The sequence below is a fragment of the Streptomyces sp. RG80 genome (assembly GCF_040446465.1).
Classification (GTDB): domain Bacteria; phylum Actinomycetota; class Actinomycetes; order Streptomycetales; family Streptomycetaceae; genus Streptomyces.
This window is the reverse complement of the sequence record NZ_JBEAAJ010000002.1, coordinates 894,505-919,031: the sequence shown is the minus strand read 5'-3', so window position 1 is coordinate 919,031 and position 24,527 is coordinate 894,505. Positions and strand designations below refer to the sequence as shown.

Here is a 24,527-nt window from a genome sequence, read left to right as displayed (position 1 = left end):
CAACCTGTGCCGCGTCAAACTCCGCGACCAGCAACGCCTGGCCCACGGACCACTGCCCGAATACCCCGGCGACGACTTCACCGACGAAGTCCCCCGCTCCGGCAACGCCTCCGGCGGCGGCCAACCCGGCTGGGCCGTCAAATGCGCACCCGGCGGACCCAACGACTACGTCTACATCATCGTCCAGCCCACCGGCTGGCCACCCCTGGCCCACCTCATCGGCCGGCCCGAACTCGCCACCGACCCCGAATGGGCCACCCCCGAAGCCCGCCTGCCCAAACTCACCAAAATGTTCCAGCTCATCGAGGAATGGACCACCACCCAACCCAAATGGCAGGTCCTCCAACGCCTCAACACCCACAACATCCCCTGCGGACCCATCCTGTCCACCAAAGAAATCATCGAAGACCCCTCCCTCGCCGCCAACGACATCGTCGTCACCGTCGACCACCCCCAACGCGGCACCTACACCACCGTCGGCAACCCCCTCAAACTCTCCGACTCCCCCACCCACATCACCCCCTCCCCCCTCCTGGGCCAACACACCGAAGAAATCCTCATCGGCGAACTCGGCCTGGAAGAAGCGGAGTTGCCGCTCCTGAAGGCGCAGGGCGTGATCTGAGCGACGGCGGCCGACGCCGCTTCCACCCCGTCCCGGGCGCGCCACGAGCGCTGCCCGGGACGGTGTCCGTGAGTACCCGACCGGATCGAGGTAGCCCAGCATGTCGACGCACACACCCCGTATCGCACAGACCGCCGGCGACACCGTCATCGACCGGCTCGTGGAGGCCAACCGCAGCTACGCCGCCGGCTTCGTGGACCCGGGCATGGGCGCCCGCCCGGTCCTGCGCGTGGCGGTGGTGGCCTGTATGGACGCCCGCATCGATCTGCACGCCGCGCTCGGCCTGCAACTCGGCGACTGCCACACCGTCCGCAACGCCGGCGGAGTGGTCACCGATGACACCATCCGCTCCCTGACGATCAGTCAGCGCGCTTTGGGCACCCGCAGTGTCGTCCTCATCCACCACACCGGCTGCGGTCTTCAGACGCTGACCGAGGAGTTCCGGCACGAGCTGGAGATGGAGGTCGGCCAGCGCCCCGCCTGGGCGGTGGAGGCCTTCCGGGACGTCGACCAGGACGTACGGCAGTCCATGCGGCGGGTGCGCACCTCCCCGTTCCTGCCGCACACCGACGACGTGCGCGGCTTCGTCTTCGACGTGACGTCGGGGCTGCTGCGGGAGATAGACCCGCAGCCCTGAGCCCGGGGCGAGCGCGATCGTCTACGGCGTCCGGGGCGCCCGCCGGTCCGTCACGCGCGCCGGCCGGTCATCGCGGCGATCTGCCGGCAGTAGAAGTCGGCGGTGTTCGAGGTGTGGCGGCGCATGAGCTCCTCGGCGCTCTCGGGGTCGCCGTCGGCGATCGCCCCGATGATCAGGGCGTGCTCGCTCCAGGCGTCGGTGCCGCGGGGCTTGGCGATGGGCATGTAGTACCAGCGCACGCGTCGGTCGACCTGGGGGATGAGTTCGGCGAGGACCGCGTTGCGCGAGAGGTGGGTGATGTGGGTGTGGAGGGCGGCGTTCGCCTCCACGATGGCCCGGGCGTCGCCGGCCGCGAGCGCGGTGAGGCCGGTCTGCTGGAGCTCCCACAGCCGGGCGACGTCGGCGGGGGTGGCGTGCTGGGCGGCGCCGCGCGCGGAGTGGGTCTCCAGGACGGCCCGGACGCTGAGGAGTTGGGAGCACTCCTCGGCGGTGGGGGAGTGGACGAAGGCGCCCTGTGAGGGGCGCAGGTCGACCCAGCCGGCGGTGTGGAGCCGTTGGAGGGCTTCGCGTATCGGCTGGCGGCTGACGCCGAGATGCTCGGCGAGGTCGGCCTCGACGAGGTGCTGGCCGGGCTTGAGCGAGCCGTTGATGATCAGCTCGGTCAGGGCGTCGTAGACCGCCTGGCGCAGGGGTGCGGGCCGGGCGATCGGGCCGCGGGCCGCCACGGTGGGTGTGTCGGGCATGAACCCTCTCCCTCGTTCGACTGCTGCTGACGGCGAACATCGACTACGGGATACTGAGTTTAGTATGCAATAGCCATTCTTGTGTGGCCTGCGATGCGGAGTATCCCGAAATTGCCGTGGCCGACGTCTGGTGTCGACCGACTCAGGGATGCAGAATACTGTATGCAATCATCGCGGCCGCCTGACAGCGGACCGGACACCGCTCCCGAGGGGGTCACTCCGTGTCGTACCGCACCGTTCTCGCAGAAGTCCTGACCCGGGCCGTCGCGCCCGGCGCCGAACTGACCGGCGCCGAGGGCAGGTTCCCCCGTGGCGCCGTGACGGCCCTCGGGGCCACTGGGCTGCTGGGGCTCACCGTCTCCACCGAGTTCGGCGGTGCCGGCCTCGGGCTGCCTGAAGCCGCCGAGGTGGTGGCACGGACCGCGCGCGTCTGCCCGGCCACGGCGGCCGTCCTCCAGGCGCACTACACGGCGGTCGCCGTCATCGAGTCCTGTGGCAGCCCGTGGGTACGTGCCGAGATAGCCGCCGGACGTCATCTCAGCAGCCTCGCCCTCGCCGAGGACGCCACGGGTGGGCACGGGGAGGAGGCCCAACTCCTCGTGCCGCGCGGCACCGCGGTCCGCTCCGGCGGCGTGGTCGCGCTGCGCGGACGTAAACGCCGGGTGGTGGCGGCGGGGGAGGCCGACAGCTACGTCTGGTCCTCACGCCCCCTGGGTGTACCGGACGGTCTGAGCCTGTGGGGGGTGCCGGCGCACGCCCCGGACCTGTTCGTCCCGGCCCGGCCGGACCCCGTCGGGCCGTCCGGCAGTGCGACGTCCACCGTGCTCGCCGACCCGGTGCTGGTGCCCGCCGACGCGATGCTGGGCGAGGACGGCGGCGGACTCGACATCGTGCTGCGCACGGTCCTGCCCTGGCTCCTGGAACTGCGAGCGGCGGCCGGTGCGGAGGGCCTCCGCACCGCGGCCGCCGACGTGGTGCGCAGGCCCGCCGACTCCCTCGCGCCGTCCTGAACTCGCCTCCGTCGACGGCTCGTTCGGGGCGGCCCGCTCGGTCAGCCCTGGCTCGAGCCGGACCCGATCTGCTTGCGGTAGAAGTCGGCCGTGCGCTCGGTGTGCTTGCGCATGACCTCGCCCGCACGGTCCGCGTCCCCCTTGGCGATGGCCTTGATGAGCTGGGTGTGCTCGTTCCAGGCCTCCTTGCCGCGGGGCTTGGCGATGGGGGTGTAGTACCAGCGCACCTTCTGGCCCACCTGGGCGAGCAGTTCGGCCAGGACGTCGTTGGCGGCCAGGGAGGTGACGAAGGCGTGCAGGGCGGTGTTGGCCGCGACGAGGCGTTCGACGTCGCCCTCGGCGAGTGCGTCGACACCCTCCCGCTGAAGCTCCTGGAGCCGTTCGACGTCCTCGGGCTGCGCGTTGCGGGCGGCGAGCTGGGCCGAGTAGGTCTCCAACACGGAGCGGACACCGAGGAGTTGGGCGGCCTCCTCCTCCGTGGGGGAGTGCACGAAGGCTCCCTGGGCGGGGCGCAGATCGACCCAGCCGGCGGTCTGGAGCCGCTGGAGGGCCTCGCGGACCGGCTGACGGCTGACCCCGAGGTGCTCGGCGAGCTCGGCCTCGACCAAATGCTGGCCGGGCTTGAGGGAGCCGTTGACGATCAACTCGGTCAGGGCGTCGTACACGGCCTGCCGCAGTGGTGCCGGGCGGGCGACGCGCCGGGACGCAGCGGCCGTGAGTGCCTCGCGCATGGTTGTCCCGTTCTGCCGCCGGGTCGGCGGCTTTGCCAAGTGGTGCCCGCCGAGAGGGTTGCCGACGGCGGCGTCAGCATACAGGTTTTGGTATGCAACATGGCGTCGGCGGTCGGCGCCGGTCCGCGTGGGCGGCCCCGGAATCAGGCCGCTCGGTGCACGCCCCTTTACGACTGTCGTCTGTATACAGAAGCCTGTATGGGGTATTGTCTCAGTCTCCTGCAACCCTCGCCGGGGACCCGTGTGACGGAAGGCGAAGCGATCATGACGACCAGCGGGAGCGATGTGACGGTCGAGAGCGTGGTGCGCAGGGTGGTGGCCGACCACCGGGGAGAGCGCGGCGCGCTGTTGCCCGTACTCCACGCCGTACAGGCCGAGTTGGGTCATGTGCCGCAGGAGGCGGTACCGGTGCTCGCCGACGAGCTCAACCTCTCCCGGGCGGACGTCCACGGAGTGGTGACCTTCTACCACGACTTCCGCCGCGAACCCGCGGGCCGGACCACGGTCCGCATCTGCCGCGCCGAGGCCTGCCAGGCGCTCGGCGCGGACCGACTGGTCAGCTACACGCGCGAGGCCGGACTGGCCCTGGGGGAGACGTCCGCCGACGGGTCGGTCACCGTCGAGCAGGTCTTCTGCCTGGGCAACTGCGCACTGGGGCCGGCGGTGGAGGCGAACGGACGGCTGTACGGACGCGTGGGCCCGGCCCGACTGGGCTCGATCCTCAACGGGACGGTCTGACCATGAACAACGCATCCCCGAACGGCACTTCTGCGCATCCCACCGCGACGGTCTACGTCCCCCGCGACTCGGCGGCCCGTTCCGTGGGCGCCGACGAGGTCGCCGGAGCCCTCCAACGGGCCGCCACTCGTGGGGACTTCGCCATCGACGTCGTACGCAACGGATCACGCGGCATGCTCTGGCTGGAGCCGATGGTCGAGGTCGTCACTCCACAGGGCCGGGTCGGCTACGGACCGGTGGCCCCCGAGGACGTGGACGGGCTCCTGGCCGCCGGCCTGCTCGGCGGAGCGGACCACCCGCTGCGGCTCGGCCTCGTCGACGAACTGCCCTGGCTGGCCCGCCAGAACCGCGTCACCTTCGAACGAGTCGGCGTCATCGACCCCCTGTCCCCGCGGGACTACGTCGAGCACGGCGGCCTCGCCGGACTGCGCGCCGCCCTCGACCTCGCCCCCGCGGACGTGGTCGCCGAGGTCACCGAGTCCGGGCTGCGCGGCCGAGGCGGCGCCGGATTCCCGGCCGGTATCAAGTGGAAGACGGTGCTGGACTGCGTCGACGAGCTGAAGTTCGTCTGTTGCAACGCCGACGAGGGCGACAGCGGGACCTTCGCGGACCGGATGGTCATGGAAGGCGACCCGTTCCTGCTCATCGAGGGCATGACCATCGCGGCGCACGCGGTCGGCGCGAGCGAGGGGTACCTCTACATCCGCTCCGAGTACCCGGCCGCGATCGCCACGATGCGCGAGGCCATCGAACTCGCCCGCGAACAGGGCTGGTTGGGCAGGAACATCCTCGGCTCCGCGCTCGACTTCGACCTGCATGTGCGGGTCGGCGCGGGCGCGTACATCTGCGGCGAGGAGACCTCCATGCTGGAAAGCCTGGAGGGCAAGCGGGGCATGGTCCGCGCCAAGCCGCCGATCCCCGCGATCGAGGGACTGTTCGGCAAACCGACCGTGGTCAACAACGTGCTGACCCTCACCACCGTGCCGACGGTCCTCGCAAACGGCGCCAAGGCGTACCAGGACCTCGGTGTGGGCCGCTCCCGCGGCACCCAGGTCTTCCAGCTCGGCGGCAACATCGCCCGCGGCGGCATCGTCGAGACCGCCTTCGGCATCACCCTGCGCGAGCTGATCGAGGAGTACGGCGGCGGCACCCGCACCGGGCGTCCGGTGCGCACCGTGCAGGTGGGCGGCCCGTTGGGGGCGTACCTGCCGGAGTCGCAGTTCGACCTGCCGATGGACTACGAGGCGTTCGCGGAGGCCGGGGCGATGCTCGGGCACGGCGGGATCGTGGTCTTCGACGACACCGTCGACATGGCGGCACAGGCCCGCTTCGCGATGGAGTTCTGCGCCGAGGAGTCCTGCGGCAAGTGCACACCGTGCAGGGTCGGTTCGGTGCGCGGCGTCGAGGTGATCGACAAAATCGTCGCCGGCACGCACCGGGACGAGAACCTGGCACTGCTCGAAGACCTCTGTGACCTGATGACCGACGGCTCCCTGTGCGCGATGGGCGGGTTGACCCCGATGCCCGTGCGCAGCGCCCTCACGCACTTCCCCGACGACTTCCTCGGCGGTCGCCGGCTCCTGGAGATCCAACCGATCCAACCCGTACAAGCCACCGGCGTGAGGACGGAGGGCTCGGCATGAGCCTGCTCAAGGAACCCGACTTCGGAACCCCCGAACGGCCCGGCCCCGCCACGGTGTCGGTGGAGGTCGACGGCCTGCCCGTGACCGTCCCCGAGGGCACCTCGGTGATGCGCGCGGCTGCTCAAGCGGGCGTCGACATACCGAAGTTGTGTGCCACCGACAGCCTGGAGGCCTTCGGGTCCTGCCGGTTGTGCGTGGTGGAGATCGACGGCCGACGAGGCACTCCGGCGTCCTGCACCACCCCGTGCTCCGACGGGATGAAAGTGAGTACCCAGACGCCCAAGGTGGAGAAGCTGCGCCAGGGCGTCATGGAGCTCTACATCTCCGACCACCCCCTGGACTGTCTGACCTGCCCGGCCAACGGAGACTGTGAACTCCAGGACATGGCAGGGGTGGTGGGCCTGAGGCAGGTCCGCTACGGCTACGAGGGCGAGAACCACCTCGGCGCCGAGAAGGACACCTCCAACCCCTACTTCGACTTCGACCCGGCCAAGTGCATCGCCTGCTCCCGCTGTGTGCGTGCCTGCGGCGAGGTCCAGGGCACCTTCGCGCTCACCATCGAGGGCCGTGGCTTCGACTCCAAGGTCTCGCCGGGCGCGGGGGAGTCCTTCATGGACTCCGAGTGCGTCTCCTGCGGCGCCTGCGTGCAGGCCTGCCCGACGTCCACGCTCCAGGAGCGTTCCGTCGTCGAACTCGGCATGCCCACCAGGTCCGTTGTGACCACGTGCGCCTACTGCGGGGTCGGCTGTTCCTTCAAGGCCGAGCTGCGCGGCGACGAACTCGTGCGGATGGTGCCGTACAAGGACGGCGGGGCGAACGAGGGCCACTCCTGTGTGAAGGGCCGGTTCGCCTTCGGCTACGCCACCCACCCCGACCGGCAGCTCAAGCCCATGGTCCGCGAGCGGATCACCGACCCCTGGCGCGAGGTCGAGTGGGACGAGGCGATCGGTACCGTCGCCCGCCGGATGCGCGAACTCCAGGACCGGTACGGCAAGGGCTCGGTCGGCGCCATCACCTCCTCGCGCTGCACCAACGAAGAGGTGTACGTCGTCCAGAAGATGGTCCGCGCGGCCTTCGGCAACAACAACGTCGACACCTGCGCCCGCGTCTGCCACTCCCCGACGGGCTACGGCCTCAAGCAGACCTTCGGCGAGTCCGCGGGCACCCAGGACTTCCGCTCGGTCGCCGAGGCCGACGTCATCATGGTGATCGGCGCCAACCCCACCGACGGACACCCGGTGTTCGCCTCCCGGATGAAGCGCCGGCTGCGCGAGGGCGCCGAGCTCATCGTCGTCGACCCGCGCCGCATCGACCTCGTGCGCTCCCCGCACGTCGAGGCCCGGCACCACCTCCAGCTGCGGCCCAGCACCAACGTCGCCGTCGTCAACGCCATGGCGCACGTCGTCGTCACCGAGGACCTGGTGGACCGGGCCTTCGTGGACCAGCGATGCGAAGGCTTCGACGACTGGGCGGAGTTCGTCGCCCGCCCCGAGAACAGCCCGGAGGCGGTCGAGGAGATCACCGGCGTCCCGGCCGCCGAACTGCGGGCCGCGGCACGGCTGTACGCGAGCGCGCCCAACGGCGCCATCTATTACGGTCTCGGCGTCACCGAGCACAGCCAGGGCTCCACCATGGTGATGGGCATGGCCAACCTGGCGATGGCGTGCGGCAACATCGGCCGCGACGGCGTCGGCGTGAACCCGTTGCGCGGCCAGAACAACGTCCAAGGGTCCTGCGACATGGGTTCGTTCCCGCACGAACTGCCCGGCTACCGGCATGTCTCGGACGACGCGGTACGCACCGTCTTCGAGAATCTCTGGGGCGGAACTCTCCTCGCGGAGCCCGGACTTCGCATCCCCAACATGTTCGACGCGGCCATCGACGGCACCTTCCGGGGCCTGTTCGTGCACGGCGAGGACATCGCGCAGTCCGACCCGAACCTCCAGCACGTCACCGCCGCCCTGGAGGCGATGGAACTGGTCGTCGTACAGGACCTGTTCCTCAACGAGACGGCCAAGTTCGCGCACGTCTTCCTGCCCGGGGCGTCCTTCCTCGAGAAGGACGGCACGTTCACCAACGCCGAGCGCCGCATCAACCGGGTCCGCGCGGTCATGAAGCCCAAGACGGGCAAGCACGAGTGGCAGATCGTCAGCGAGATAGCCACCGCGATGGGTTATCCGATGGCGTACGTCCATCCGAGCGAGATCATGGACGAGATCGCGTCGGTCACCCCGACGTTCACGGGTGTCTCCTTCGACCTTCTCGACAAGCTCGGCAGTGTCCAGTGGCCGTGCAACGAGCAGGCGCCCGAGGGCACGCCCATCATGCACATCGACGAATTCGTGCGCGGCAAGGGCCGGTTCGTGGTCACCTCCTACGTGCCGACCAACGAACGCAGCACGCGGCGCTTCCCGTTGGTCCTCACCACCGGACGGATCCTCAGCCAGTACAACGTGGGCGCCCAGACCCGTCGTACCGGCAATGTCGCCTGGCACCCCGAGGACATCCTGGAACTGCATCCGCATGACGCGGAGGTCCGCGGTATCAAGGACGGCGACATGGTCACCCTGGCCAGCCGCGTAGGGGCGACGACTCTCCGGGCGGAGATCTCCGACCGGATGCCGACCGGGGTCGTGTACACCACCTTCCATCACCCCGTCACCGGGGCCAACGTGGTGACCACGGAGAACTCCGACTGGGCCACCAACTGCCCCGAGTACAAGGTGACCGCCGTCCAGGTCGGGCTCGCGCGACCGGACCGGACCGGCGAGGGCGAAGTCGCCGAGAACGACCTCGTGACGGTGGTGGACTGAGATGACCGCCACCGTGCCGTCCGAGCTCAGGATGGCGAACGACATCGCCCGCAACCTCTCCCACCTGCCCGGGGAGCGGGCCGCCGAGGAGATCGCGGGGCACATCGGCAGGTTCTGGGACCCGCGGATGCGCGCCCGGCTCCACGACTTCGTCGACGCCGGCGCAGACGGCCTGGACCCCCTGGTCGTGGCGGCCGTGAAGCTGCTGCGCTGACCGAGCCGCGCCTGCGACCGCTGCGGGGACGTGCAGCGGTCGCAGGCGCTTCCCTGCCGGTGCCGACCGGCGTCAGCCGACTGCCGACTGCCGGCCGGAGTCAGCCGCCGATCGCGGACATCGGGCGCTCGGGCTGGACGAAGGAGGCCTCGTCCAGCCCGGCGCCCGCCTTCTTGCCCCACATCGCGGTGCGCCAGAGCCGGGCGATCTCCTCGTCACCGGCGCCGGAGCGCAGGGCCGTGCGCAGGTCGGACTCCTCGCGGGCGAAGAGACAGGCGCGGACCTGTCCGTCGGCGGTGAGCCGGGTGCGGTCGCAGACGCGGCAGAACGGTCGGGTGACCGAGGCGATCACCCCGACCCGCGCCGGGCCGCCGTCGACCAGCCAGCGCTCGGCGGGCGCGGAGCCGCGTACCGTCGACGGCTCGGGCGTGAGGGAGAAGCGGGCCCGGAGCGCCTCGAGGATCTCCGCGGCCGTCACCATGTCGGCGCGCTGCCAGCCGTGTTGGGCGTCCAGCGGCATCTGCTCGATGAACCGGAGTTCGTAGCCGTGGCGCAGGGCCCAGTCGAGCAGCTCGGGGGCCTCGTCGTCGTTGACGCCTCGCATGAGCACCGAGTTCACCTTCACGGGGAGGAGCCCCGCGGTGCGGGCCGCGTCGAGGCCGGCGATGACGTCGTGGTGCCGGTCCCGGCGGGTGAGGGCGCGGAAGACCGCGGGGCGCAGGGTGTCGAGGGAGACGTTGACCCGGTCCAGGCCCGCCGCGCGCAGCGCCCGCGCGGTACGGGCCAGACCGATGCCGTTGCTGGTCAGTGAGAGCCGGGGACGTGGGGCGAGGGCGGCGCAGCGGGCCACGATGCCCGCCAGCCCGGGGCGCAGCAGCGGCTCGCCACCGGTGAAGCGGACCTCGGTGACGCCCAGTTCGGTGACCGCGACGGAGACCAGCCGGACGATCTCGTCGTCGGTGAGCAGTTCCGGTCTGGCCAGCCAGCGCAGGCCTTCCTCCGGCATGCAGTACGTGCACCGGAGATTGCACCGGTCGGTCAGTGAGACCCGTAGATCGCGGGCGATCCTGCCATGGGTGTCGAGCAGCACGACTACCTCCCCTGTACATATCCCAAATACTGCATACAGTATGGAGCTATGCGGGGCGGTCCGGGAGGCCGCGGGCAGAGAGGAGTCGTTCATGCTGTTCCGGCAGCTTGAGTACTTCGTGGCGGTGGCGAGGGAACGTCACTTCGCCCGGGCGGCGGAATCCTGCTACGTGTCCCAGCCCGCGCTCTCCGCGGCGATCGCCAAGCTGGAGCGGGAGCTGAACGTCACGCTCATCAACCGCGGGCACAACTACCAGGGCCTCACCCCGGAGGGCGAGCGGCTCGTCGTATGGGCCAAACGGATCCTCGCCGAACAGGACGCGTTCAAGGCCGAGGTGGCCGCCGTGCAGTCCGGCATCACTGGCACCCTGCGGCTCGGCACCGACCCCACGGCGTCGACGACCCTCGCGCTACCGGTGGCCGCGTTCTGCGCCGCCCACCCGCTGGCCAAGGTGCAGGTACGGTCCCGGCTGTCCACCAAGGAGCTCCATCGCCAGCTGCGCGACTACGAACTCGACGTCGCCATCGCCCACTTCGACCCTGGAGACCAGGAGGGCCTCCAGGTCGTACCCCTCTACCAGGAGCGCTACATGCTGCTGGTGTCGGACGACCATCTGGCGGCCCAGTCCTCGACCGTGACCTGGGCGGACGCGGCGCAACTGCCGCTCGCGCTGCTGACGCCCGACATGCGGATCCGGCAGATCGTCGACACGGTGTTCGCGGAGAAGGGGTTCGTGGTCACCCCGCAGGTGGAGACCGACTCGATCGCCTCCCTCTACGCACACGTGGGCGGCGGCGAGTGGGCCAGCATCGTGCCGCACACCTGGCTGCGCGCCATGCCGGTCATCGGCCGCACCCGCGCGCTGCCTCTGGTCGACCCGGAGGCCGGCGCCCAGGTCTCGGTGGCCATCCACGCGGCGACCCCCGGCTCGGTCGCCGCCCGGGCCTTCGTCAACGCCGCCACGGGCCTGTCCCTCGACGACTTCTTCGCCCGGCCGCTCCCCGCCGGACACGTTGTGCGCTGACCCCTTCGTCAGGGCGCGTAGCGCGCCTGCACCGCCTTCCGGTCCAGTGCGCCCTTCGCGGTGTACGGCAGAGCGGCGACCAGCTCGAGCCGGTCCGGTACCTCGAACGCGGCCAGCCGGTCACGGCAGTACCGCAGGATCTCGCCCGTCCCGACGCTCTCGCCGTCCCGCACCACCACGGCGGCGCCCACCCGCTGCCCGTACACCGGGTCGGGTACGGCGAACACGGCCGCCTCCGCCACGCCCGGGCAGCCGGCGAGGATGTCCTCGACATGCTCGGGCGAGATCTTCTCGCCCCCGCGGTTGATGAGGTTCTTGATCCGCCCGGTCAGCGACAGATACCCGTCCTCGTCCAGCACGCCCAGGTCGCCGGTGCGCAGCCAGCCGTCGACGAAGGTGGACGCCGTCTCGTCCCGGTCGCCGAGATAGCCGCGCGCGACGGTGGGACCGTGCACCCACAACTCGCCCTCGACGCCCACCGGACACGCCCGCCCGCCACGGTCCAGGACCCGGACCTCGACCCCGGTCGGCCGGCCGACGGAACCGTGCTTCAACGCCCCCCGCCCGGGCAGCGGTTCGCTGGCCGCCTGATGCGAGGACTCGGTCATCCCGTACGCCGACAGCAGCGGCACGCCGAACGTGCGCTCCAGTGCCCGCTGCGTGGCCGGGTTGAGCGGGGCGCTGCCACTGCGTACGAACTTGAGGGGCGGCGCCTGCGGGCCCGGGTACTCGCGCTCCGAACGGTCCAGCAGGATCTCGTGGATGGCCGGGGCCGCGGTGAACCAGGTGGCGCCCACAGCCCGCATGTCGTCCCAGAAGGAACCCGCCGCGAACCGCCCCCGCTCCGGCAACAGCACACAGCCTCCGCTCGCCAGGGTGGCCAGCAGCGCGGCGAAGAGCCCGTGCCCGTGGAAGAAGGGCATCACCGCGACGGTCGCGTCCTCCGGCCCCAACTCGTAGGTGGCGCAGAGGGTTCGGACCGAGGCGGCCACGTTGGCGTGGGTGAGGGGGACCATCCTGGCCCGCTCGGAGGTGCCGGCGGTGAACAGCACGAGCGCGTCCCGTACCGACAACTCGCTTGCCGCACCCATGGCTTCGGGGGCGGGAGCCGCGCCGGGCGTGAACGTGAGGGCCGCCGTCCCCGCCCGGGACACGTCCACGCGCAACGGCCACGTGGGTACGGGCAGCGAGGCGCCGTTCGCCACGGGCTGCGGGGCGCCGGCCGCAGACCGACCCAGCAGGACCGCGCGCGCTCCCAACGCAGCGACACGAGCGGAGAGTTGGGTGAGCGGCAGGGCCGGGTCCAAGGGGGCCACCATCAACCCGGCCCGCGCCGCGCCGAGCAACGCCACAACGAACTCAGCGGTGTTGGCGCCGATCAGGCCGATCGCGTCGCCGCGGCTGAGCCCCGTCGCTCCAAGCCGGGTCGCCACACCGTCCGCCAGGGCCGACAGACCCCGGTAGGACAGGTGCACCCGCTCGCCGGTGACGACCAGCGCCCGGGCGTACGGGCGTTCACGGACCTGGACGTCGATGAGGTCGACGAGGCCCGTCACCGTCGCGGGCCGGTACCGGTTCGCGTCGCGCACGGATGCCGTGGCCGGAACGGCCATGACCCCACCCCCTCGCGCCAGGTCCCGATGCATCAGTCCTCTGCGAGCCTGCGGTGACCTGGGTCGCGCGTCCAATACCTACTGGCGAACGGCCGATAGCAGGCGTCTATCAAGGGAGTTGCGAGGACCCCCACCAGCCGTCGATAGACGCTGTTTATCGGCTGGTCGCCGATGGGTCTTGGACGCGGACGGACGCGCTGCGGATGGTGAGAGGAGTAGCCGCTCCGGCAGGACCTGCCCAAGGAGGACCTCGGACCATGACCGCCCCCTCGCCACTGGAGACCGCGGCAGCAGCCGACGTTCCGACCGAGCTCACCGACGGGTACCACCTGGTCGTCGACGCGCTCAAGATGAACGACGTCGAGACCATCTACGGAGTGGTCGGCATCCCGATCACCGACCTGGCCCGCCTCGCCCAGGCCCAGGGCATCCGCTACATCGGCTTCCGTCACGAGAGCAACGCCGGACACGCGGCGGCCATCGCCGGCTACCTCAACAAGAAGCCGGGCGTGGCGCTGACCGTGTCCGCGCCGGGCTTCCTCAACGGCCTGGTCGCGCTGGCGAACGCGACCACCAACTGCTTCCCCATGGTCCAGATCTCCGGCTCCAGCGAGCGCCACCTCGTCGACCTCAAGCAGGGCGACTACGAGGAGATGGACCAACTCGCCGCCGCGCAGCCCTTCGTGAAGGCCGCCTACCGGGTCAGCCGCATCGAGGACATCGGCCGCGGCATCGCCCGCGCCCTGCGCACCGCGATCTCCGGGCGCCCCGGCGGCGTCTACCTCGACATCCCCGCCGCGGTGCTCGGCGCCATCATGCCCAAGGCGGAGGGCGACCGGACGCTGAGCCGGCTCGTCGACCCCGCCCCGCGCCAGCTTCCGGCACCGGAGGCCGTGGACCGCGCGATCGAGCTGCTGGCCTCCGCCGAACGCCCGCTGATCGTGCTCGGCAAGGGCGCGGCGTACGCCCAAGCAGACGCGAAGGTACGGGAGTTCATCGAGTCCACCGGCATCCCCTACGTACCGATGTCGATGGCGAAGGGTCTGCTGCCCGACGACCACCCGCAGTCGGCCGCCACCGCCCGCTCCCTGGCGCTGAAGAAGGCCGACGTCGTGATGCTCATCGGCGCCCGCCTCAACTGGCTGCTGGGACACGGCCAGGCGGGCTGGAACCCCGACGCCAAGTTCGTCCAGATCGACATCGACCCCAAGGAGATGGACAGCAACCAGCCCATCTCCGCCCCCCTCGTCGGCGACATCGAGTCCGTGCTCGACGCCCTCGCCGAACGCACCAAGCCCGGCCAGATCGCGGCCCCTTCGGCCTGGCGCGAGGAACTCGGGGCGCGCTCGGCACAGAACGTCGCCAAGATGGCCAAGCGCCTGGAGGCCGACCCGCACCCCATGCAGTTCATGGGCGCCCTGAAGGCCGTACGCGACGTCGTGCACGCCCACCCGGAGACGTACATCGTCAACGAGGGCGCCAACGCCCTGGACATCGCGCGCAACGTCATCGACATGCACGTCCCCCGCCACCGCCTCGACAGCGGCACCTGGGGCGTCATGGGCATCGGCATGGGATACGCCATCGCCGCCGCCGTCGAGAGCGGCGCCCCGGTCGTCGCCATCGAGGGCGACAGCGCCTTCGGGTTCAGCGGCATCGAGATCGAGACGATCTGCCGCTACCAACTCCCCGTGGTCACGGTGATCATGAACAACGGTGGCGTCTACCGCGGCGACGACGTCAACCCGTACGACGACGCCCCCGCGCCCACCACCCTCATGTCGGCGGCCCGACACGACCTGCTCATCGAGGCGTTCGGCGGCAAGGGCTACCGCGCCACCACCCCCGCCGAGGTCACGGCCGCCCTCACCGAGGCCCTCGCCTCAGGCGGTCCGGCGCTCATCGACTGCGTCATCGACCCCTCGGCCGGCACCGAGAGCGGCCACATCTCGCACCTCAACCCCAAGGGCATCACCGTCGGCAACATCACGCCGGCCAAGAAGTGACCGCCCGCGGACACCTCCCGTACCTCGAACTCCCGCTCCGTACGCGTACGTTCACGAAAAGGAAGCTGACATGAGTGAAAAGCCGCTCGCCGGAATCAAGGTGATCGACTTCACCGGGGTCCAGGCCGGCCCCGCCTGCACACAGATGCTCGCCTGGTTCGGCGCCGACGTCCTGAAGGTGGAGCGCCCCAACGGCGGCGATGTGACGCGCCGTCAGCTCCGGGACATCGAGGACCTGGACGCGCTCTACTTCACGATGCTCAACAGCAACAAGCGCTCCCTCGCCATCAACACCAAGACCGAGGAGGGCAAGGAGGTCCTGGAGAAGCTCATCCGCGACGCCGACGTCCTGGTCGAGAACTTCGCCCCCGGCGCCCTGGACCGCATGGGCTTCTCCTGGGAGCGCATCCAGGAGCTCAACCCCCGCCTGATCTTCGGCTCGGTGAAGGGCTTCAACGACCAGTCCTCCTGGAACGACCTCAAGGTCTACGAGAACGTCGCCCAGTGCGCGGGCGGCGCCGCCTCCACCACCGGCTTCTGGGACGGCCCGCCGACCATCTCCGGCGCCGCCCTCGGCGACACCAACACCGGTATGCACCTGGCGATCGGCATCCTCACCGCGATCATCGACCGCGGCAAGACCGGCCGGGGCCAGAAGGTCTCCGTCTCCATGCAGGACGCCGTCCTCAACCTCTGCCGCGTCAAGCTGCGCGACCAGCAGCGACTGGAGCGGGTCGGCCACCTGGAGGAGTACCCGCAGTACCCCAACGGCGAGTTCACCGACGTTGTCCCGCGCGGCGGCAACGCGGGCGGCGGCGGCCAGCCCGGCTGGGTCCTCAAGTGCAAGGGCTGGGAGACCGACCCGAACGCGTACATCTACTTCACCGTCCAGGAGCAGAACTGGAAGCGCACCGCCGAGGCGATCGGCCACCCCGAGTGGGCCGAGGACCCGGAGTACGCCACCGCGCGCGCCCGCCAGTCGCACATCTTCGAGATCTTCGAGGAGATCGAGAAGTGGCTCGCGGACAAGACCAAGTACGAGGCGGTCGACATCCTGCGTGAGTGGGAGGTGCCCTGCGCCCCGGTGATGAGCATGAAGGAGATCGCCTACGACGAGGACCTGCGCAAGAGCGGCACCGTCGTCGAGGTCGAGCAGAAGGAGCGCGGCACGTACCTGACCGTCGGCAGCCCGGTGAAGTTCTCCTCCTTCAAGCCGGACGTCACCGGCGCCCCGCTGCTGGGCGAGCACAGCTCCGAGGTGCTGGTCGAACTCGGCTACGACGAGGAGACCATCGGACGGCTCAAGGAGAGCGGCGTCATCGTCTGAGCGAACTGCTGAAGGGGCCGTGACCTTGTGGGTCACGGCCCCTTCGATGTGCTCCGGCACTGCTCAGACAGAGGCCTCGGAGCGCCGTCGCATCAACTCCCGCTCCCGCTCACGGCGCGCGGTCACGTCCCGGATGACCGCGCCGACGTAGGTACTGCCGTCAGGGCCGGGCAGCAGCGCAACGCTGAACTCGATGGACAGCTTGCGGCCGTCCGCGGCCAGCGCGGGCACGTTCAGCAGGTCCGCGTCCCCGTACTTGCTGTACCCCCGCTCCATGGCCTCGTCGAAGCCCTGCTGGTGCCGCTTGCGGTGCCGCTCGGGGATGATGACGTCCAGACTGCGCCCGGCCACCTCGGCCGCAGGGAACCCGAAGATGCGCTCAGCGCCCCGGTTCCAGTAGCGGATCAGCCCTTCGCCGTCGACGATCACGATGCCGTCGGGAGCCTGGGCGGCCATTCCCAGCACCACTTCGGGATTCAGATCTTCCATGTCGCCTCCGAGCCGGGGCCGTTGGATGCCGAACGAAATCACTGGGCGACAGTATACAGAGAATCGTATACAGGATTCCAGAGTCGGGATACGGCCCGGAAACGACCGAGGCGGGACCTCTCCGGCGCAGGGGGCGCTCCCCGCCGGTAGAGGTCCCGCCGTCGTGCAGCGGGGGGCCGGTCAGCCCTGGGTGGCCGCGCCCCGCAGGGTGAGGCGGTCCGCTCCCGCGTGCACGTTCCTGGAAGTGCCGTCCTTCGGCGGCGACTCGGGCCGGCTCACGCGGCGGTCCGGTGGGCGAGGAGGTCGCTGAGGGCGTGGACGGTGCGCAGGGTCGGCACGTCGACGCCGGTGATGTCGGCGAGTTCGATGACGGCGGCGAGGAGGACGTCGAGTTCGAGGGGTTTGCCGGCTTCGAGGTCCTGAAGGGTGGAGGTGCGGTGGTCGCCGACGCGTTCGGCGCCGGCCAGGCGGCGTTCGATGGAGATCCCGACCTCACATCCCAGTGCCTCGGCCACGGACAGGGTCTCCCGCATCATGGTCTCGATGACGTGGCGGGTGCCGCCGTGGTGGCACATCTGGCGCATGGTGGCGCGGGCCAGGGCGCTGATGGGGTTGAAGCTGATGTTGCCGAGCAGCTTGAGCCAGATGTCGTTGCGCAGGTCCTTCTCCACGGGGCACTTCAGTCCGCCGGCCTGCATGGCCTCGCTGAAGGCCAGGCAACGGTCGCTGATCGTCCGGTCGGGTTCGCCGATGGAGAAGCGGGTGCCTTCCAGGTGTCGCACCACACCCGGTCCTTCGAGTTCGGTGGCCGCGTAGACCACGCAGCCGATCGCGCGTTCGGGGGCGAGGACCGCGCTGACCGCGCCGCCGGGATCGACGCTGTGGATGCGGTGGCCGTCGTGGGGTCCGCCGTGGTGGTGGAAGTACCACCAGGGGATGCCGTTCTGGGCGGCGATGACGGCGGTGGTCTGGTGGAGCAGGGGCTCGATGAGCGGCCCGCACGCCGCGTACGAGTGGGCTTTGAGTCCGAGCAGGACGTAGTCGGCGGGGCCGATGTCGGCGGGGTTGTCGGTGGCGTGGGGGTGGGCGGTGAAGTCGCCGCGGGGGCTGTGGACTTGTACGCCGTGGTGCCTCATGGCCGCGAGGTGCGGTCCACGGGCGATGAGGTGGACGTCGGCGCCTGCGCGGTGCAGGGCTGCGCCGACGTAGGCGCCGATGGCTCCGGCGCCGAGGATGGCGACTTTCACTGTGTGGAGCTCCGTTCGGTCGAGGGTGTACCGCGGAACTGTCGAAAACTGTCGACGAAATATTGTCTACAGGATGGAGCAGATGCCAGCAAGAGTTTGGGATGACCCCCGACAGGCACCCGAACCACTCGCGAACGACCACTCGTGGCGCGCGAGAGGCGCGGACCGTTTGCTCGGCCGCGTCCGTGAGCTGGTGCTACGGGCCGGTCGCGACGGGCCCAAGTCCCAGGGGTTCAGGCCTTTGTGCGCCGTAGACTGTAGGCGAAAGCCAATCCATACTTGGCTCTCGCATACAGCGATGACGCTGCTGAGGAGGGGCCGTGATGTTGTCGACGCCAGGACTGCCGCAGGGTGCGGTGCCCAAGCTCGAGCGCCCCGGTCCGTTGCGTGATCGTGTGTATGAGGCGTTGCTGGAGTTGATCACGACGCGTGCTCTGCAGCCTGGTCAGCATTTGGTGGAGAGTGAGTTGGCGGGTCATCTGGGGGTGTCGCGGCAGCCGGTGCGGGAGGCGTTGCAGCGGTTGAACACCGAGGGGTGGGTGGATCTGCGGCCTGCTCAGGGTGCGTTCGTGCATGAGCCGACGGAGGAGGAGGCGGACCAACTCCTCACGGTGCGTACGTTGTTGGAGGCGGAGGCTGCCCGACTCGCCGCGGCCAACGCGGGCAAGCCGGCCATCGCCGTGCTCGAGGAACTGTGCGCGGAAGGTGAGCGCGCGGTCGCCGCCGACGACGTGGACGCCGCCGTCACGCTGAACGCCCGGCTGCACGCGAAGATCATGGAGCTCGCGGGCAACGCGGTGCTCGCCGAGCTGGCCGCGCAGGTCGACCGTCGGGTGCGCTGGTACTACACGCCGGTCGCCCGGCAGCGGGGCCGCCAGTCCTGGATCGAGCACCGAGAGCTCATCGCGGCGATCTCGGACCGCGACGAACAGCGCGCCACGGCGGTCATGCGGGCCCATACGGAACAGACGCGGAAGATGTACCACGAGCGGGAGAAGTAGACCCCGGCCACCGCACCGCACCGCCCCGCCCCGAGCCCCGGCCGCCCCGGGTCCCGGCCGCCCCGGGTCCCGGCCGCCCCGGACGTCGGCGCGTCCCGGGCACCGTCTCGCACCCGCCCGGGTCGGCTCCGTACGGCCTCTCCCTGGTCGGCACGCTTTGTCGGTCATGTCGGTGATCGGCCCTGGGCACAGTCGCCGCATGCCCGACCATGACAGACCCTCGCTGCCCGAGGACCGGCTCGGCCAGCTCCTGAAGCGGGCGCAGGCCAAGCTGGCCAGGGCGTCCGCCGAGGCCCTCGCGCCGCATGGCGTGGACGGTCATGAGCTGACGGTGCTCGCGGTGCTCTCCGACGCGGCGTCGCTGTCCCAGGTGGAGATGGCCGGCCGGATCGGCGTGGACCGAACGACGATGGTGGCGCTCATAGACGGCCTGGAGGACCAGGGGCTGGTCGCTCGGCGGCGCAGTCCGTGGGACCGCCGTAAGAACATCGTCGAGCTGACGGTCGCGGGACAGGACTGTCTGAGCCGCGCCGAACAGGCGCGGCGCGGTGCCGAGCGCCGCTTCCTCGCGCCGCTGGGGGAGGAGACGGCGGCCTCGCTCGTACGCGCTCTTCGGGTGCTGGCCGGGGAGGAGCGCGCCCACGGATGACATCGTCTGAGTAATCGTTCCGTCGCGTGCCGTGAAGCCTCCGGCGGGCTTCGCCCGGAGGGCCGCAGGTGCTGCCCGAGGCACGGATATGCAGGTGAAAGGCGCTCCGAAAGCTTGGTATTGTTGTCCATGTCGCCGCGGGGAACACCCCCGGCAAGGCGGCAGACACCTGGTCCGGGTGGCGGAATGGCAGACGCGCTAGCTTGAGGTGCTAGTGCCCTTTATCGGGCGTGGGGGTTCAAGTCCCCCCTCGGACACCAGCTCCAGCTGAGACCCCTGTTCATCAGGGGTCTTTTGCTTTTGTACGACGTCTTGCGGCGGCTGTCGGCCCTCGCTGCGCACCGCGCCCATCCCGGCGACCGTGACCAGGACGATGCCGGACGCCTGCGCCCACGAGGGTTCTTCGGCCAGGAGTACGAATCCGACGACCGTACCGATGGCGGGTTCCAGGCTCATCAGGATGCCGAACACCGTGGTGGTCAGGTTGCGCAGGGCGACCATCTCGGCGGCGTACGGCAGGATCGGCAGCAGCAGTGCCGCCAGGGCGGACAGGGCGAGGGCCCGCGCGTCCATATGGCCGACGATGTGACCGACGCTGGCGAACGGCAGGGTCACCACGGAGGCCGCCACCATGGAGACGGCCAGGCCGCCGAGGCCGGTGAACTGGGCGCCGACCCGTTTGGTGAGCAGGATGTAGCCGGCCCAGCCCGCCGCCGCCCCGAGCGCGAAACCGACTCCGGCCAGATCCACCTCGCCGCTCCAGGGCCGGGTCAGGGCGAGGACGCCGACCGCCGCCGTCAGTGGCCACAGCACGTCGATCCGGCGCCGCAGCCCCGCCACGGCCACCCCCAGCGGGCCGAGGAACTCCAGGGCGGTCGCGGTGCCGAGGGGGATGCGGACGACGGCCTCGAAGTACAGCAGGGTGAGCAGCCCACTGACCGCGCCGAGCAGCAGGGCGGTGCCCACCTCGCGCCGGGCGCGGCCGCGGACGCGGGGCCGGGCGATGAGCCACAGGACGACTGCCGCCCAGGTCAGCCGCAGCCAGGCGGTGCCGGCGGGGGTGAACCTCTCGAAGAGATAGCTGGAGGCGCCGGCCCCGGTCTGCACGCTGGCCATGGCCACCAGGGCGAGCGCCATGCCGCGGTAGCGCGGACCCGCGTCCGGGCCGGGGGAGAGCGTCGGGCCGTTCGTCATGAGGCGCGCACCCCGCCGGCCGCGAGGCTGCCCGCCGGAACGACCGGGTCAGGGCCGGCGACGACGAGTGCGGCGACCGGGTGTGCCGTCGCTTGCCCGGCATCCTCCGCGGCCGCCTCGTAGCGGCCCTCGGCGAGGGCGAGCAGCCACCGGCCCACCTCGGGTTCCCAAGCCACGCCCAGGAGCTCGGCGTCCCGGAGCACGCGCTCGGGGTGGGCGGCCGCCTGCCGGGCGAGGTAGAGCTGTGCGCGGTCGCGGTAGAGCTGCTGTGTGCGGTCCGGGTCGACGGTGGGCAGCGTGGTCAGCCGGGCGGCGACGAAGTCGATCCAGCGGTCGTCGCCGTCCTCCAGCGCGTCACCCAGCAGCGCCGCCGCGTCCTCGGCGCGCAACGGCACCCCGCCCCGCTCGCACGCCAGCTCGACCAGGGAGCGGTCGCCGACCGAGACGGCCAACGCGTAGGCATCCGGGGCCTGTTGGGCAAGCACGACAGCGTCGTCGTAGCGCTCGAAGGCGAAGCGGACGGCGGGGGCGCTGCCCGAGGACAGCAGCCGTCGCCAGGTGGGGGCGTCGAGGGCGCGCCAGTCGGCGTCGGCGAACACCGTGAACAGGGCGGGGAGTTCGGCGAAGCGGTCCTCGGACACCAGACGCCGGAACACCTCGGTGAAGCCCTCGATGCGGGGCGACGGACGCAGACAGACGAGGGCCGTGACCAGCTCGTGCAGGGTGCCGTCGGTCACGGCCTCGGCGACGGCACGGTGGATCTCCCGTGCGTCCAGGCGGACTTCGACGTCGGCGAGGCGGGCCAGTTTGCGCAGCGCCCCGTGACGGCCGCTCGCCAGCAGGGCGCGGATACCGGCGGTCGCGGCGTCCGCGCCGAACCGCACGGGTACGCCGGAGAGTTGACGCATGTAGTCCACGGCACCGAGACGGCCGGCGGCCACCAGGACGTTGTAGGACCGCAGGACCGTCTCCTCGTCGAGGGCGGGACGCACCCCGGTCGCGGCGATGATCTGCTCGATGCCGCCGGCGTTGCCGCGGCGCGCGAGGCGGACACAGGCTCGGTCGATGCGGGCGGGGGTCGGCCGCCCGTCGGCCGGCAGGTGCGCGTACAGGAAGCAGAAGTCGTCGACCACCCCTCGCTCCAGAGCGCGTTCGGTCGCGTCGGTCAGCGCGTCGACAGGAAGTCCGGCCATGACGGGGACGTATTTGTTCACCTGCTCGAGGACGTATATCTCATCCTTCTCGAGCAGTCGGCGCGTCTGTTCGGCGAGGAACTCCGCGGGCATTCGGGTGAGCTTCTCGGGTGCGTCCTCGGACAGTTGCTTGAACAGGTTTCGGTACGCGCGCACGGCCCTATCCTGCCAGCGCCAGCGGTGCCTTGACGAAAGGCAGCAGATGGCCGAAGTCGTGGTCGCGGTTGAAACGCACCATGGCCTTGCGCAGTTCGGGGTCGTAACCCTCGCGGCCGCGGAAGTCGGTGCTCTCGTCGGCGAGTTCCTCGCTCCACAGACCCGTGTAGACGGGAAGTCCCATGGCGTGTCCTGCCAGTACGACGTCGAAGATTCCCTGAATGGTGGGCGGCGTCCAGTCGCCGGGCTCCGTGGTCTGCTGGAGATGCGAGCCCTCGGCGATATAGGTGGGCGTCAGATAGATGACCAACTCCGTGCCGTGGCGGTCGCAGAGGTCCTTCAGATACTCCATCGTGGCGACGGCCTCGCGCACCCCGTGCTCGTCCGACATCCGCGGCGCCGGCTTGATCAGGACGTACGACGTGAGCCGGATCCCCAGGGCGCCGAGCAGCGCGACCCGGTCCTCCATCACCCGGCGGGAGATCTTCTTCTTCAGCACCGTCTGCCGGATGAAGTCGTCCTGCGTCTCGAAGCCGACCGTCACATCGAGCCGGGGCGCGTGGGTGGTCCGCGCGATGTGCTCCAGGTACTCACGCTTGACATACTCGGGACGCGTCTCGATGGACAGGACCTCGAGGTTCTCCATCTCCCGGGCGCGGTGCAGCAGATGGTCCACGGACTCCCGGTGAAAGCGCCGCGGGTCCAGAGCCGAGCCCTCGTTGCCGAAGCACAACTGGCGATACTGGTCCAGTTCACCGGCTTTGCTGTCGAAGACGTGGTCGATCTGGTTGTTGATCTGCTCGGCCGTCACCTCGAACGTCGCCGAGCGGGTCGGCAGAGCGCAGTACGTGCACTGGAACTGGCACTTCGTCGTGTAGAACGACAGAACGAGATCGCGCTTTCCGAGAAACTTCCGGGTGCCGACGTAGAGCGGCGTGTTCGGATCGTGGGTCTCGATGCTCTCAGACATGGTGTGGCTGCCTTCCGTCGGTGTACGGCCGTTCTTTCGGAGGTCGTTCGTGCGTCAGCGCCACGGAAACAGAATGATCTTTCCGCATTCCCTGGTGAGCTGGAGTTTCCAGGCCTGCTCGATCTCGTCGAGTGAAAAGGTGTGCGTGATGAACCGGTCGATCAGCGGGCCCGTGCGGGAAATGACGTCGAGCATTCCCGGGGCGTGCTGGAGATACAGGTCGAGGCTGCCGTAGAGGGTGACACCCTTCTGGATCAGATCCCGGTCGACGTGGAGGGACAGTTCGCCGGACTCGCCGAGGAACGTGACCCGCCCGCCGCGCGCCGCCGCGTCCAGGCCGAACCGCTGGTGGCCGGCCTGCGCCGAACAGTCGATGACATGGTCGACACCCCTGCCCCCGGTGAACTCCCGTACGGCGGACAGGGCGTCCGACGCGCTCAGGTCGACGATCGACTCGGCGCCCAACTGCCGTGCCAGCGCCCGGCGATACGGGCTGCGTCCGGCGCAGATCACCCGGGCTCCACGGGCCCGGCCGTTGATCACGGCACCGAGTCCCACCTGGCCGAGCCCCGTCACCAGGACCGTGTCGTCTGCGGCGACACCCATGTTCTCCATCGCGGTGTACGTGGCGCCCATCCCGCAACAGGCCATCGCCGCATGCTCGTACGGCATCCCGTCGGGGATCCGGAGCAGCAGACGTTCCCGCTTGACCATGTACTGCGCGAAGCCGCACTCACCCGACTCGCCGCCGCACACCGCGAGGGGGTCCTCGGTGTCGGCGCAGTGCGCGTACCGCCCGGAGGCGCACATCGCGCAGTGCCCGCACGGATAGCCGCTGAGCACCACCACCCGGTCTCCCGGCCGGAAAGGGCTGCCGGGGCGGGCCTCGACGACTTCGCCGGCAGCCTCGTGCCCGAGGGAGTCCCAGCGGTTGCGGTCCCGGAAGTCCCAGTGCTCGTACGCCAGATGCTCGTTGCACATCGGCGCCGCGATCACCTTCACCAGGACGTAGTCCTCGGCGATCCGCGGCAACGGCTTGTCGATGATCCGGCTGACGCCGGGTCCGTCCAGTGCGGCGACTTTCATACGTGCCTCTTCGGCCATGGTCGGTGCTCCAGGAGGTCGGGGAGGGCTTCGGTCCGGTTCCGGGGGCACGTCGAACCGCCCGTGTGGCGTGCCTGATCGGTGAACCGGGGACGGCGCGCATCGTGTGCCGCTCGTGGCCGGCCTGCGCACCGTGAGGGGTGGCGGTGCGGCCGGCGATCGCCGCCGCGGACCTGCACGGCACACGGACCCCGCCGCCCTGCTGGACGTCGGCTCGTGCGGGGCTGCATCGCCTCGCCAGATCCGCTGGAACGATCGCTTAGAGTCTCTGCGGATCCGCTAGGGCTCGACTCGACCGGCGGCGGAGCGGGCG

21 protein-coding genes, 1 tRNA gene and 1 pseudogene are annotated in these 24,527 nt (G+C 70.3%); 13 read left to right on the top strand and 10 right to left on the bottom strand.

Annotation, left to right across the window (positions count from 1 at the left end; all coding sequences use genetic code 11):
• Both ABKA17_RS10245 and ABKA17_RS10240 read left to right on the top strand, forming a co-directional pair.
• Positions 1 to 622 (top strand): CoA transferase (locus ABKA17_RS10245; RefSeq protein ID WP_353691596.1); only part of this gene is annotated, 622 nt, incomplete at its 5' end.
• Positions 623 to 722: 100 nt separating this feature from the next.
• Positions 723 to 1,259 carry a beta-class carbonic anhydrase gene (locus ABKA17_RS10240; RefSeq protein WP_353691595.1) on the top strand — a complete coding sequence of 179 codons (537 nt, stop codon included), beginning with the start codon at positions 723 to 725 and terminating at the stop codon, positions 1,257 to 1,259.
• A gap of 50 nt (positions 1,260 to 1,309) precedes the next feature.
• Here the strand turns inward: ABKA17_RS10240 and ABKA17_RS10235 are convergent, their stop codons facing one another.
• The gene (locus ABKA17_RS10235) at positions 1,310 to 2,002 is read right to left on the bottom strand and encodes a GntR family transcriptional regulator (protein ID WP_353691594.1); all 693 of its coding nucleotides are present in this window, start codon (positions 2,000 to 2,002) and stop codon (positions 1,310 to 1,312) included.
• 221 nt (positions 2,003 to 2,223) lie between these two features.
• Between ABKA17_RS10235 and ABKA17_RS10230 the strand changes: the two genes are divergently transcribed.
• On the top strand, positions 2,224 to 3,012 hold the full coding sequence (locus tag ABKA17_RS10230) for an acyl-CoA dehydrogenase family protein (RefSeq protein WP_353691593.1): 789 nt from the start codon (positions 2,224 to 2,226) through the stop codon (positions 3,010 to 3,012).
• 41 nt (positions 3,013 to 3,053) lie between these two features.
• Here the strand turns inward: ABKA17_RS10230 and ABKA17_RS10225 are convergent, their stop codons facing one another.
• Positions 3,054 to 3,743 (bottom strand): GntR family transcriptional regulator, encoded by a 690-nt coding sequence (locus ABKA17_RS10225; RefSeq protein ID WP_353691592.1) that lies wholly within the window; start codon positions 3,741 to 3,743, stop codon positions 3,054 to 3,056.
• A 264-nt stretch (positions 3,744 to 4,007) separates the two neighbouring features.
• On the opposite strand from ABKA17_RS10225, the gene ABKA17_RS10220 reads away from it, so the two are divergent.
• Genes ABKA17_RS10220 through ABKA17_RS10205 form a run of 4 tightly spaced genes read left to right on the top strand, consistent with a single transcriptional unit; the run spans position 4,008 to position 9,151 of the window.
• Entirely contained in the window at positions 4,008 to 4,481 is a 474-nt protein-coding gene (locus tag ABKA17_RS10220) for a formate dehydrogenase subunit gamma (RefSeq protein ID WP_353691591.1), read from the top strand.
• A gap of 2 nt (positions 4,482 to 4,483) precedes the next feature.
• On the top strand, positions 4,484 to 6,124 hold the full coding sequence (locus ABKA17_RS10215) for a formate dehydrogenase beta subunit (RefSeq protein ID WP_353691590.1): 1,641 nt from the start codon (positions 4,484 to 4,486) through the stop codon (positions 6,122 to 6,124).
• The gene (fdhF, locus tag ABKA17_RS10210) at positions 6,121 to 8,937 is read left to right on the top strand and encodes a formate dehydrogenase subunit alpha (RefSeq protein WP_353691589.1); all 2,817 of its coding nucleotides are present in this window, start codon (positions 6,121 to 6,123) and stop codon (positions 8,935 to 8,937) included. Before ABKA17_RS10215 ends, fdhF begins: the two co-directional genes overlap by 4 nt.
• Position 8,938: 1 nt before the next feature.
• Complete coding sequence (locus tag ABKA17_RS10205) at positions 8,939 to 9,151, top strand: formate dehydrogenase subunit delta (protein ID WP_353691588.1); 213 nt, start codon at positions 8,939 to 8,941, stop codon at positions 9,149 to 9,151.
• Between the two features lie 100 nt (positions 9,152 to 9,251).
• On the opposite strand, the gene moaA is transcribed toward ABKA17_RS10205, so the two are convergent.
• The gene (gene moaA, locus ABKA17_RS10200) at positions 9,252 to 10,241 is read right to left on the bottom strand and encodes a GTP 3',8-cyclase MoaA (protein WP_353691587.1); all 990 of its coding nucleotides are present in this window, start codon (positions 10,239 to 10,241) and stop codon (positions 9,252 to 9,254) included.
• Between the two features lie 91 nt (positions 10,242 to 10,332).
• On the opposite strand from moaA, the gene ABKA17_RS10195 reads away from it, so the two are divergent.
• On the top strand, positions 10,333 to 11,265 hold the full coding sequence (locus tag ABKA17_RS10195; RefSeq protein ID WP_353691586.1) for a LysR family transcriptional regulator: 933 nt from the start codon (positions 10,333 to 10,335) through the stop codon (positions 11,263 to 11,265).
• Positions 11,266 to 11,273: 8 nt separating this feature from the next.
• On the opposite strand, the gene ABKA17_RS10190 is transcribed toward ABKA17_RS10195, so the two are convergent.
• Positions 11,274 to 12,878 (bottom strand): FadD7 family fatty acid--CoA ligase, encoded by a 1,605-nt coding sequence (locus tag ABKA17_RS10190; protein WP_353691585.1) that lies wholly within the window; start codon positions 12,876 to 12,878, stop codon positions 11,274 to 11,276.
• 257 nt (positions 12,879 to 13,135) lie between these two features.
• Here ABKA17_RS10190 and oxc point away from each other — a divergent pair, with 257 nt between their 5' ends.
• Both oxc and frc read left to right on the top strand, forming a co-directional pair.
• A complete protein-coding gene (gene oxc / locus ABKA17_RS10185) occupies positions 13,136 to 14,884 on the top strand; it encodes an oxalyl-CoA decarboxylase (protein WP_353691584.1) in 1,749 nt (582 codons plus the stop codon).
• A 70-nt stretch (positions 14,885 to 14,954) separates the two neighbouring features.
• The gene (gene frc, locus ABKA17_RS10180; RefSeq protein WP_353691583.1) at positions 14,955 to 16,211 is read left to right on the top strand and encodes a formyl-CoA transferase; all 1,257 of its coding nucleotides are present in this window, start codon (positions 14,955 to 14,957) and stop codon (positions 16,209 to 16,211) included.
• A 63-nt stretch (positions 16,212 to 16,274) separates the two neighbouring features.
• Here frc and ABKA17_RS10175 read toward each other — a convergent pair whose 3' ends face one another.
• Both ABKA17_RS10175 and ABKA17_RS10170 read right to left on the bottom strand, forming a co-directional pair.
• Positions 16,275 to 16,700 carry a PAS domain S-box protein gene (locus tag ABKA17_RS10175; protein WP_353691582.1) on the bottom strand — a complete coding sequence of 142 codons (426 nt, stop codon included), beginning with the start codon at positions 16,698 to 16,700 and terminating at the stop codon, positions 16,275 to 16,277.
• A 275-nt stretch (positions 16,701 to 16,975) separates the two neighbouring features.
• Positions 16,976 to 17,947: a 2-dehydropantoate 2-reductase gene (locus ABKA17_RS10170; RefSeq protein ID WP_353691581.1), complete on the bottom strand. Its 972-nt coding sequence runs from the start codon at positions 17,945 to 17,947 to the stop codon at positions 16,976 to 16,978.
• A gap of 323 nt (positions 17,948 to 18,270) precedes the next feature.
• On the opposite strand from ABKA17_RS10170, the gene ABKA17_RS10165 reads away from it, so the two are divergent.
• From ABKA17_RS10165 to ABKA17_RS10155, 3 genes are all read left to right on the top strand, one after another.
• The gene (locus ABKA17_RS10165) at positions 18,271 to 18,948 is read left to right on the top strand and encodes a GntR family transcriptional regulator (RefSeq protein WP_353691580.1); all 678 of its coding nucleotides are present in this window, start codon (positions 18,271 to 18,273) and stop codon (positions 18,946 to 18,948) included.
• A gap of 199 nt (positions 18,949 to 19,147) precedes the next feature.
• Positions 19,148 to 19,597 carry a MarR family winged helix-turn-helix transcriptional regulator gene (locus ABKA17_RS10160; protein WP_353691579.1) on the top strand — a complete coding sequence of 150 codons (450 nt, stop codon included), beginning with the start codon at positions 19,148 to 19,150 and terminating at the stop codon, positions 19,595 to 19,597.
• 172 nt (positions 19,598 to 19,769) lie between these two features.
• Positions 19,770 to 19,857, top strand: a tRNA-Leu gene (locus ABKA17_RS10155).
• Positions 19,858 to 19,963: 106 nt separating this feature from the next.
• Here ABKA17_RS10155 and ABKA17_RS10150 read toward each other — a convergent pair.
• The 4 genes and pseudogenes from ABKA17_RS10150 to ABKA17_RS10135 form a co-directional block, all read right to left on the bottom strand.
• A pseudogene (locus tag ABKA17_RS10150) lies at positions 19,964 to 20,713 on the bottom strand (EamA family transporter); the annotation flags it as partial.
• A 74-nt stretch (positions 20,714 to 20,787) separates the two neighbouring features.
• Positions 20,788 to 22,140 (bottom strand): hypothetical protein, encoded by a 1,353-nt coding sequence (locus tag ABKA17_RS10145; RefSeq protein WP_353691578.1) that lies wholly within the window; start codon positions 22,138 to 22,140, stop codon positions 20,788 to 20,790.
• A 4-nt stretch (positions 22,141 to 22,144) separates the two neighbouring features.
• Positions 22,145 to 23,110, bottom strand: a complete 966-nt coding sequence (locus ABKA17_RS10140) for a hypothetical protein (RefSeq protein ID WP_353691577.1) — start codon at positions 23,108 to 23,110, stop codon at positions 22,145 to 22,147.
• Positions 23,111 to 23,164: 54 nt separating this feature from the next.
• Positions 23,165 to 24,214: a zinc-dependent alcohol dehydrogenase gene (locus ABKA17_RS10135; protein WP_353691576.1), complete on the bottom strand. Its 1,050-nt coding sequence runs from the start codon at positions 24,212 to 24,214 to the stop codon at positions 23,165 to 23,167.
• Between the last annotated feature and the right edge of the window lie 313 nt (positions 24,215 to 24,527).